Genomic DNA, 6,464 nt, shown 5'->3' on the forward strand with positions numbered 1-6,464 from the left:
CTACTTTAGCTCCGCTTATTCCTTCCTGATACCGTCAATCTCAATCTTCTACTCTTCCCCTTTTTTCGGGACTGCAAAGATATATAATTTATTCCTTACGATCCAAATCTTTTTTGAAAAAAAATTCTAAACCCTATTTCTTAAATCTTATCGCTGCGCTCCTCTAATTGAGTGGTGCAAATGTATGGCAAGAAACATATAGAAAACAAGTAATAAGACAAAAAAATAAAAGATTGTGCAAAAAGTAACACTCTAAACTACTGTAAACATGAGCAATAAAAAGAATAAAATACTTATCCACAAAGTCAAAACATGGAGATATTTACTATAAATAAAGAGATTTAACCTTTTTAAAAATATAATACCCTATTAAAAAACCGATAGTATCAGCTACTACATCTAAGATTTCGGCTGATCGACCTAAATTCATTTCGTCTTGTAAAATTTCTGTGAGGAAAGCATATATAAGTATTATATATATATAGGTAAGAATTTTGGTTTTGGGAAAAGCAGCTATAAAGCAAAAACCCAATGCTGCAAAAATAGAAAGATGCAAAATTTTATCAATTCCGCTGAACATAAACCAGTATTCCTGATTTTCCGTCCCTGGTTTGAGAAGCATATAAGTAAGAAATGCCCAATAAATGGGCAAAATCTTTTTAAATATTTTTGAAACTTTATCCAAGTGTCTCCTGATATTGTTCCGCAGATAATAAAACAGAAGTATCAAAATCTGCATTTACTTCTACTTTTATAATCCATCCTTCTCCATAAGGATCATTATTAAGAAGTTCAGGTTGGTCTTCCAAAGATTCGTTGAATTCTGTAATTTTTCCGGAAACCGGCAAATAAAGATCGGAAACTGTTTTTACTGCTTCCACGCTACCAAAAACTTCTCCTGCTTCCAATTCTTCATCTACAGTATCCACATCCACAAAAACAATATCTCCTAATTCGCTTTGTGCAAAGTCTGTAATTCCAACTGTAGCAATATTGCCTTCAATTTTCACCCATTCATGATCTTTGGTGTACTTTAATTCTGATGGTGTATTCATTTTATTGTATTGTTATCAGCCAAAATTAATTAAAAAGGTAATATCATCAAAAACATTTTGTCTTTTATTTATATTAAATGAAGTAGAACCTTATTTACTAATAAACCTTCGTTTCATTTTCAAATAAAACCAACTAAATTTCGTTATTTTACCGAGAATTTTATATAAAAATTTGATCAGAAAATTTCTATTTTTAGTTGTATTCTTTTTTGTGCTGAACAATCTCAGTGCACAGATTTTTACATGGAAGAATCCCAACATTCCGGAAGACTCTTTAAAACAAGATTCTATCCTTGCTGCTAAAATAGAAAGAGATGTTTTCCAGAAAGACACTATAGATTTTGTTAAAACCAAAGAAAAAATAATAATAGATGACGGAGTTTTGGTAAAGAATGACCGTTCCAGAATTTTGGGCGACCTCAATTCCAAAGGTTCTATTATTCGTGGAATTACGTTTGGGAACAATCAAGGTTCGTCTGTGCAAAGCTCAATGGATTTGCAAATTTCAGGAAAACTTTCAAAAGATGTCTCGGTCTTGGCTTCTATTTCCGATCATAATTTACCAATTCAGGCTGATGGTTATACCCAAACGTTGGAAGAATTCGACAAAATTTATATACAACTTAATATTAAGGATAATTCTATCATTCGAGCCGGACATTTAGACCTTAATGATGAAACCACTTATTTTGGAAGATATCAGAGACGAAGCATGGGGCTGGAATTTCAAACCACTTTTGGAAAAGAAAATAAAACTTTTCTGGATATTTCTGCGGGAGTTGCACGAAGCGAATTTCACAGAATCCGTTTTCAAGGAATAGAAGGAAATCAGGGACCTTATCGATTGACAGGGAAAAATGGAGAACTTTTCATCACCATTATTTCCGGATCGGAACAGGTTTTTATTGATGGTATTCTAATGAAACGTGGTGAAAATCTTGATTACACTATTAATTATAATACCGGAGAAATTACATTTACCAGTTTTCGTCCGATTTTTAAACAAAATTTTATTACCATATCTTATAATTATACGAACAGGAATTATTCAAGATATTTATTTACCGGAAATATTCAGCATCAAAGGGAAAAATTGAAAATCGGGATGAACTGGTTCATGGAAAATGACAATAAAAACGCTCCTCTTTCCCTAAATCTTAGCAAAGAAGATGAAGAAGCTCTTGCCAATGCAGGAAATAATCCGGATCTGATGTACGCACCTTCCGGAGTACAGACGGAATATGATGTCAATAAAATTCTGTATGAAAAAATAAACTCGCCAAATGGAGACTATTATCAGTTTTCTACTAATTCGAGTGCTGTTTTGTATCAAGTTTCATTTACTTATTTTGGTGAAAATCTCGGAGATTATATTTTGAAACAAACCACCAACAACGGAAGAGTTTTTGAATATGTCGGTTCTAATCTCGGAAATTATAAAGCTGTCCGCAAACTTCCTTCTCCGCAAAAAGCACAGGTATTTTCTTTTAATTCTGAATATCTTCTGAATGAAGGAAAAGTGGGAGCAGATTTTTCATTGAGCAATTATGACATCAATTTATTTTCTTCAAAAGATGCTGCGCAAAATACCGGATATGCAGGAAGAATCTTCGGAAACAAAACTTTTGGAAAAAATAGCTGGAAAGGAACTCCGAGTTTTGAATACCAAAGAATTTCTGGGCAGTTTCATATTTTGGACAGGATAAATGATGTAGAATTTGCAAGAGATTTCAACCTTCTTCAGGAATTTAACCAAAAAACTCAGAATCGTTTTGTTTTCGGATTTCTCAATCAATGGAAAAATAAATCTTCTTTAAATTATAAACTAAATTATCTTGACGAAAAAAATTCTTATAAAGGAATTAAAAACGATGTAGATTTTGGCTGGATTTCAGGAAAATTCATTACAAAGGGAAATTTTTCTTATCTCAAAACCAATTCCGAAACGTTGGATACAAAATTTATCCGTGTCGGAATTATTTCTGAATTTTTAGGCAAAAAAGGAAGTTGGGGAATTGGCGGAAGCATGGAACATAATGTAAAAAAATATTCGCAAACAGGTTTGTTTGATACTACAAGTTTTAGCTGGAAAGAAATTTTTGCCCAGAAAAAAATCGGAGATTCTGCCCGTACAAAACTTTTTGCTAAAATGTATTTCCGTGATAATGATTCTGTACGAAACAATTCATTGGCAAATATGAATCACATTCTCGGAATTATGGCAGAAAGCCAACTCATCAAAACCGAAAAAACGACATTAAGCACATTGATTCATTATCGAAAATTCTATTATCAAAATCAGGACTTATTGGCAAATTTGAATCAGGATTTTGTGGTGGGAAATATTTTATACAATCAGCAATTATTCAAAAACGGAATGCGTTTGCAGGCTTTTTATGAACTTGGAAACGGACAAGAAGCACAACGTGAGTTTCAATATATAAAAGTTACCGATGGACAAGGTGTTTACAAATGGACGGATTATAACGGAGACGGAATTCAGCAATTGGACGAATTTGAAGTAGCAGAATATGCAGATCTTGCTCAATATATAAGAGTCTATACGAATACGGTAAATTATGTTCCTTCCAATAAAAATAAATTAACGCTTGCTTTATTTGTAAATCCTTCGATTGTTTTCAATTCTCAAAATCGCTTTTTCAAACGGTGGAATTTTAATATTTCTCTAAATTCTCAAAATTCATTTTATAAAAAAGATAAAGTCTTTGTACTGAATCCTTTTGAGAAAAACGAAAACCAGATCCTGAAAAACCAGAGTTTTCTGGCTTCCGCACAATTTAATAATACGGATAAATCTGGCTGGAACGGAACTTATCGTTTCATTACAAACGATAATCTTGTTAATGCAAATTTCAGTAACGAAGAACGGGAACAAACTTCGCATTTCCTGAATGTCGGCTATTGGTTCAATAAAGATTTTCGTGTAGACTGGGAAAATTCTGTTCAGAATATTATGAATTCTTCGCAATCATTCAAGTCAAGAGATTATCAACTTGAAAATTTTGAAACCAAACCAAAAGCTACTTATAAATTCACTTCAGCAATTTTGGCCGAGCTTTCTTCCGCATATCGACAAAAGAAAAGAACCGATGGAGCAGAATTTTTGAAAACTTTTGATATCACCGGAACCTTGCAATGGGAACATAAGAAAACTTCCATTCGTGGGAATTTCTCTTTTATCAATAATACCTTTACAGGTGAAAGTTTCTCCATTGTCGGAAACCAAATGTTAGATGGTCTGAAACCGGGGAAAAATCAGGTTTGGAGTTTATATATCCAACAAGCACTGAATTCATTCATAATTCTGAATGTGAATTACGAAGGAAGAAATTCCGGAGACCGAACCATACATATAGGAAGCATGCAGGTTAAAGCCAGTTTTTGATCAAAATTTAAATATTCTACAAAAAATACTTATCCACAGCAATCGATTGCGGAAAATGGATAAGTGATTATTTTTTAAAGCAAATAATAAAAATAATTATTTTTGGAGCAAACAAAAGAAATGATATTGTTATGAATAAAAAACTACTTTCAATTATAAGTATTGCATTGCTAAGCTCCAATACTTTTGCACAAGTTATTTTCCAACAAGATTTTTCTACTCTAAGTAGTGCAAAACTTGACGGGCAAAACGGCTGGACAAATAATTCATCTAATGGAGGAACAGGCGGCCTAATTTCAGGAGCAGAAAACGTTATGGTTTCTGATGTTGCCATGAGCTATGCCGGTTATGGCAACGCTACAAAAGTAATCACACAAAAACAAGTGGATCAAGATGGTCCAGGACATTTATTATCTACACCGATTACATCCGGAACTTATTATTTCTCATTTTTAGGGAATTTTTCTGCGTACCCTACTATATCATCCTATTATGATGTAATACGATTGTTGAATGGTGGTGCATTTGTAACATCTGCAAGAGTTTGGGTACAACCGGGAAGCACAGCCACCGGTTTTAAAGTGGGAATAAAAATTGGTGATTCCATAAGCCCAGCTGCTATTACACTTTCTGATTATTCTTTTAACCAAACGCATTTGTTTGTTGTAAAATATGTAATAAATCCGGGAAGTGGAAATGATACCATGAGCCTATATATAGATCCTGTTTTTGCTTCCGGAGAACCAGCTATTGCTACACTAACAGCTCCGATAAGTTCCAATGAAAATTCTACAAATATAGACAGAGTTGCATTTCCTTATAATACCCCTAAAGCAGGAAAAGCTGTAGGAAATATTGCTATGGTTTCCATAGCCAGAACTTGGGCAGAATTAAATTTCCCATTAACATTGGCTGTAAATGAGACTGCTAAAAATAATAATTCATTAAAAGTAGAATATGTATCCGGAAGTCAGACTTTAAGAATTATACAAAATGGTTATAACCAAGAAAATGTAAAAATACATTCTATGGATGGTAAATTGGTAAAAGAATTTAAATTGAATTCTGATAAAATTCAAAATGTAAATGTTACAGGTTTAGAAAAAGGAGTATACATCATCTCCAACAGCAGCCAAAAGAACAAAATGCAAACTAAATTTATTGTTCATTAATTAGATATTAAATCAAAAACATATAAGATCTCAAAAACCTACCATTGGTTTTTGAGATTTTTTTTGCCTTATCATTATAATAATAACTTCGATTTTTGATTTAACATTATATATAGTTATTATAAATTCATTTTAATCTTCTTTTTGTTTTTAACATTCCATTAACTTTACTATGGCTTCATTCTTGAAATTTATATAGCGTGGATTTTCAAAAGTCAATTTGTTTTGGAAATTTCACTCTAAAAAATAGAGGATATGAAAAATATTATAGCAACAAGTTTGATGTCAATATTACTTCTGACCGCTTGTAAAAAAGACGATCAGGTTGCAGAAAAATCTTTGGAGCAACAAAAAATTGAGTTTCAAATGAGACAATTAGAAATTGAAAAGCAGAAATTAGCTATTGAAAAAGAGAAAATAGCTTATGAAGCTCAAAAAAAAGCAGATAGTGCAGCTGAAGCTAAAGCTGTTGCTACAAAAAGCAAGCAACCTAAAATAATTCGTGAAACGAAAACTGTGTATGTAAACAATACTCCTCGTTCCAAAAGAAGATCTTCAGGAACAACTTCAGGAACTTCCCAAACTGCCTCTCAGAAACAAGGGATGAGATGAGTAAAGCTGCAAAAGGAGCAATCATTGGTACAGTTGGCGGTGCAGCAGCTGGAGCTATTATTAACAAGAAAGATCGTGGTGCAGGTGCTGTAATAGGTGGAATTATCGGTGGTACTGGTGGTTATATCATTGGTAGATCACAAGATAAAAAAGAAGGCAGAGCGCCGTAGATTTTTAATGAAAAACGGTCGGAAAATTTCCGACCGTTTTTGGGTTTTA

The 6,464-nt window shown here is 32.8% G+C and carries 6 protein-coding genes; 4 read left to right on the forward strand and 2 right to left on the reverse strand.

The window, feature by feature from the left end; all coding sequences use genetic code 11:
- Positions 1-325: 325 nt before the first annotated feature.
- Positions 326-685 carry a VanZ family protein gene (locus tag AC2A1C_RS15585; protein ID WP_484026849.1) on the reverse strand — a complete coding sequence of 120 codons (360 nt, stop codon included), beginning with the start codon at positions 683-685 and terminating at the stop codon, positions 326-328.
- On the reverse strand, positions 678-1,055 hold the full coding sequence (gene gcvH / locus AC2A1C_RS15590) for a glycine cleavage system protein GcvH (protein WP_484026850.1): 378 nt from the start codon (positions 1,053-1,055) through the stop codon (positions 678-680). Before gcvH ends, AC2A1C_RS15585 begins: the two co-directional genes overlap by 8 nt.
- A gap of 175 nt (positions 1,056-1,230) precedes the next feature.
- On the opposite strand from gcvH, the gene AC2A1C_RS15595 reads away from it, so the two are divergent.
- The 4 genes from AC2A1C_RS15595 to AC2A1C_RS15610 all read left to right on the forward strand — a co-directional run bounded on the left by AC2A1C_RS15595 (position 1,231) and on the right by AC2A1C_RS15610 (position 6,415).
- The gene (locus tag AC2A1C_RS15595; RefSeq protein ID WP_484026856.1) at positions 1,231-4,461 is read left to right on the forward strand and encodes a hypothetical protein; all 3,231 of its coding nucleotides are present in this window, start codon (positions 1,231-1,233) and stop codon (positions 4,459-4,461) included.
- Positions 4,462-4,592: 131 nt separating this feature from the next.
- Entirely contained in the window at positions 4,593-5,633 is a 1,041-nt protein-coding gene (locus AC2A1C_RS15600) for a T9SS type A sorting domain-containing protein (RefSeq protein ID WP_484026852.1), read from the forward strand.
- 255 nt (positions 5,634-5,888) lie between these two features.
- Positions 5,889-6,245 carry a hypothetical protein gene (locus AC2A1C_RS15605; RefSeq protein WP_484026853.1) on the forward strand — a complete coding sequence of 119 codons (357 nt, stop codon included), beginning with the start codon at positions 5,889-5,891 and terminating at the stop codon, positions 6,243-6,245.
- Positions 6,242-6,415, forward strand: coding sequence for a YMGG-like glycine zipper-containing protein (locus tag AC2A1C_RS15610; protein WP_484026854.1), 174 nt, complete (start codon positions 6,242-6,244; stop codon positions 6,413-6,415). The genes AC2A1C_RS15605 and AC2A1C_RS15610 overlap by 4 nt, the downstream gene beginning before the upstream one ends.
- Positions 6,416-6,464 lie beyond the last annotated feature (49 nt).

It is taken from the genome of Chryseobacterium sp. HNCC26DJ241 (assembly GCF_057180505.1).

Excerpts from the sequence above, each read along its gene's own strand:
- gcvH (WP_484026850.1), bottom strand. The coding sequence starts at position 1,055 with ATGAATACACCATCAGAATTAAAGTACACCAAAGATCATGAATGGGTG.
- AC2A1C_RS15600 (WP_484026852.1), top strand. The coding sequence starts at position 4,593 with ATGAATAAAAAACTACTTTCAATTATAAGTATTGCATTGCTAAGCTCC.
- AC2A1C_RS15605 (WP_484026853.1), top strand. The coding sequence starts at position 5,889 with ATGAAAAATATTATAGCAACAAGTTTGATGTCAATATTACTTCTGACC.
- AC2A1C_RS15610 (WP_484026854.1), top strand. The coding sequence starts at position 6,242 with ATGAGTAAAGCTGCAAAAGGAGCAATCATTGGTACAGTTGGCGGTGCA.